At 42.1% G+C, this 4,095-nt stretch carries 3 protein-coding genes; 2 read left to right on the top strand and 1 reads right to left on the bottom strand.

Annotated features, from left to right (window positions below; translation table 11 throughout):
* Window positions 1-452 (top strand): restriction endonuclease subunit R (locus tag F6K38_RS36540; RefSeq protein WP_287359920.1); only part of this gene is annotated, 452 nt, incomplete at its 5' end.
* Window positions 453-641: 189 nt separating this feature from the next.
* Entirely contained in the window at window positions 642-1,235 is a 594-nt protein-coding gene (locus tag F6K38_RS36535) for a class I SAM-dependent DNA methyltransferase (protein WP_287359918.1), read from the top strand.
* Between the two features lie 41 nt (window positions 1,236-1,276).
* Here F6K38_RS36535 and F6K38_RS36530 read toward each other — a convergent pair.
* Window positions 1,277-4,095, bottom strand: a 2,819-nt coding sequence (locus F6K38_RS36530) for a non-ribosomal peptide synthetase (protein ID WP_287359917.1), incomplete at its 5' end; no start/stop codon positions are given.

Below are 4,095 nucleotides of genomic sequence, written 5' to 3'. Positions count from 1 at the left end.
TGGTACTAGAAGACCTAGTTAAAATGGTTGTTGTTTCTCCCTTATTGGATTTGGCAGGATTTTACCAACCGCCTTTTAAAGTTAAAGCAGAGTATGAAGTGTCTTTACCCATTGAAGATAAAGATGAGGACACAATTGTCAAAGGACGGATTGATATTTTGGCAGCGAGCAAACCAATTTGGATAGCCGTTATTGAGTCGAAGCGTTCTGCTGTTTCCTTACAACCAGCAATTCCTCAAGCACTAGTTTACATGCTCAAGAGTCCCCAAACAGAGCAACCAACATTTGGTCTTGTTACCAATGGTGCTAGCTTTATCTTTATCAAGTTAGTTAAAGGCGAAACCCGACGGTATGCTTTATCAAAAGCCTTTGATATCTGGAATCCTGGCAATTATTTATATGATGTTTTGGGTATTTTGAAGCGTATTGCTGCTGTCACGGCTAATTCTTAGAGGAGACACAAGTAAGCTATCAGTTCTCAGCTCTCAGCTCTCAGCTCTCAGCTAGTAGTACACAAAAGTGATTTTAGCTCCCGTTACCTTGACGCTTACCATAGCCAAATCACCACATCTTTACCACTAGCCCGATTTGTTCTAAGATAATTAAGATGTATACTCTATCGAAATTTGAAAATAAGAACTATGTCAACAAAAATTGCGGCTGAAGAATTTTATGATAAATTTGCTGCTACCTATGACGAGGTGTTAAAAGATCCCAGTTGTAATGCACAGCATGTAAATGAGGCGGCTAAAATCTTCAATCGACATAATCACCATCAAGGCAGTGTTTTAGATATTGCTTGTGGGACAGGGTTTTTAAGTGAATTGTTGGAAGGTGAGTTTGACTATACAGGGATTGATATTTCAAGTAAAATGCTGGATTATGCGGCACAAAGAGGGTATAAACCCATCCACAAGCCGATTGAAACAGCCCTAGCTGAAATTGATAGCAAGTCCTACGATTTTGTTTTTTGTTTAAGTTCTTTATTGTGTGTCGAAGACGCCGCAACAGCGATCAAACACATAAATCGAATTGCCCGAAAAACTAGTATAATTAGCCTTGATGAAACAACAGAGGAATATATTAAAAACTTTGTTGTTCCAGTTTATGACCACTCTAAAATGGCCATCGAAAATGCCATGGAAGATTATTTTATTATGGGTTGGACTTCTCCAACCCTAGGGATTACAATCCGAACTCGTATGATTTATATTGAACAAAAAAGCTCAGAATAGTATTACTTTTTACTTGGTGTGCAGTAATACTAGAGCATCACTCACTCTCTAACTAAAAGCTCTAGCTGTTTAGCTAAAATCTCAACATCGGGTGAGCGCATCATAGTATAATGATCTCCAGGAATCCTGTAAGTTTCTAGACCACCTACTGCTAGCTCATTCCAACCTCGGTCTTCTGCTTCTAACTCCCTCGCACAAAATAGAGCAATCCGACCAGAATAGGGCTGGGGTTGATAGCGATACATAGCCATTAGATTGGCTTGGAAAACTCCAAATAGCTTACGCATCTGCTCAATCCCGATTTCCGGTGGTAAGATATTGAGCCCTTTTGCTTCCCGAAGGATGTGTTGCAATTGCTGCTCTAGCCCTCCAAGCTTAAGGTCTTCAACCGCAATCGGCAGTTCTGTACCAAAAACACTACCTAAATCCTGAGCTAGAGACCGTGCCATCATCTGTTGATTCATCTGTTCTGGTCGGTCAATAGCAACAGGTGAATAGCTATCGATTAATGCTAGAAGAGCCACTTCTTCCCCAGCAGCAGATAATTGTTGAGCCATTTCCCAAGCAATAATACCTCCTAATGACCAACCTCCTAAATAATAAGGCCCGACCGGTTGAATAGTTTGCAAGGCTTCAATGTAGCAAGTTGCCATATCCTCAATTCCGGTTAATGGTTCAGACTCACCAAATAAACCAGGGGATTGTAACCCGTAAAAAGGTTGGTTATTTCCTAGATAACGAGCCAATTCTGCATAACAAAGAACATTACCCCCAACCGGATGAACACAGAAGAAAGCAGGTAAATTTCCTGTCTTGTTAATGGGCACTAGGGGAGAATATGATTGGTTCTCAGTGGCATTGACCAGAAGACTAGCTTGGTTTTCAATAGTCGGTTCCGTGAACAAGCTAGCTAAAGGTAAATTAGTTCCAAACTGCTGCTTAATCCGAGCCATGAGATCAACTGCTAACAGGGAATGACCTCCAAGATCAAAGAAGTTATCGTTAACTCCAACTGGGTGGACATTAAGGAGATCAGACCAAATTTGGGACAGTTGCAATTCCAGGGAATTACGGGGTGAAACAAAGCCAGCTTCTTGAGGTCGATTAGATTGATCTAATTCAGGTAAGGCGCGCCGATCTACTTTGCCATTGGGGGTTAAAGGGAATTTTTCCAAGAAGGCAAAGCCAGAGGGAATCATGTAATCCGGTAATTTTTGTTTCAGAAACTGTCGCAATTGGCTACTAGTTAGCTCTTGTTCTTGCTTGGAAACAATATAAGCCACCAGACGTTTCTGGTCAGCTTGGTCTTTCCTGGCCACAACCACTTTTTCCCCCACAGCTGGATGTTGACCTAAGACAGCTTCAATTTCTCCAAGTTCGATGCGGAAACCGCGAATTTTAACCTGGTTATCAATGCGTCCAAGGAATTCGATGTTGCCATCGGCAAGGTAGCGAGCCTTATCCCCAGTTTTATAAAGGCGGGAATCTAAATCAGCGCTAAACGGGTTGAGAATGAATTTCTCTTGTGTTAACTCAGGGCGGTTAAGATAGCCTCGTGCCAATCCAGCACCACCAATATGCAATTCTCCTGGCACACCGACAGGCAAGGGTTGTAGAGACTCGTCTAGAATGTGGATTTGCGTGTTAGCGATTGGTTTTCCTATGGGGATAGTTGTAGCTGTCGTTGGTAAGTTCTCTACCAAATACCAGGAAGAAACAGTTGTATTTTCTGTTGGTCCATAGAGATGGAGTAGTTGCTCTGGAGCGCCTTTATCTAGGACTTCTTGTACCCATTTGGGGTCAACCGCTTCCCCACCAAATAGTAAATACCGTAGGCAACTCAGTGCTTGGGGGACAAAACTAGCTAACTGATTGAATAAAGCTGTAGTTAATAATAAAACCGTTACCTCTTGAGAACAAATATTGACAGCAAATTCTTCAGGCGAAAGCAATACAGATTGATTGATAATAACTAACTTTGCTCCGTTAAGTAGCGCTCCCCAAATTTCAAAGGTGGCAGCATCAAAAGCAATGTTTGCAGCTTGAGCAATGCGGTCATTAGGTGTTAAATGTATGTAGTTTGTGTTTAACACCAGTCGATTTACAGCCTGATGATTGACGGCTACTCCTTTGGGTTTTCCTGTTGATCCCGAAGTATACATCACATAAGCTAAATTTTCAGAGCTGGCTGTGCTGTTGAGATTATCTTGATTGGCTTGATTAATTCTCTGCCAGTAAGTATCTAAACAGACAATACGCCCTTGATGTTGAGGAAGGGATTCTAGGAATTTCTCTTGAGTCAGCAATACTTTGACCTGAGTGTCTTCCAGCATGAAGCTTAAGCGTTCTTGGGGATACTCTGGATCAAGGGGCACATAAGCTCCACCTGCTTTGAGAATGCCCAACATTCCCACAACCATTTCCAGCGAGCGCTCCACACACAACCCAACTAGCACATCTGCTTCCACACCCACTGAATGTAAATAGTGGGCTAACTGGTTAGCCTTGGTGTTCAGCTGTTGATAAGTTAGTTGCTGGTCTTCAAAAACCACTGCCACTGCATCTGGAGTGTGTTCTACCTGTTCCTCAAACAACTGATGGACACATTTATCCTGAGGATACTCCACAAACGTATTATTCCATTCCACCAATAGCTGCTGGCGTTCCGCTGCTGTCAGTAACGGTAACTTTGAAACTTGTGCTTGTGGATTAGCAACAATACCTTCGAGCAAGGTCTGGAAATGCCCTACCATCCGGATAATAGTTTGCTGATCAAACAAATCGCTATTGTATTCTAACCTGGCCTCAATTCCCGACTCAGTTTTTTCCATTAACAGGGTCAAATCAAACTTGACTATAG

Source organism: Moorena sp. SIO3B2, assembly GCF_010692525.1.
Classification (GTDB): Bacteria; Cyanobacteriota; Cyanobacteriia; order Cyanobacteriales; family Coleofasciculaceae; genus Moorena; species Moorena producens.
Note: the sequence above shows the minus strand (reverse complement) of the source record. Positions and strands in the feature narration are given on the sequence as shown.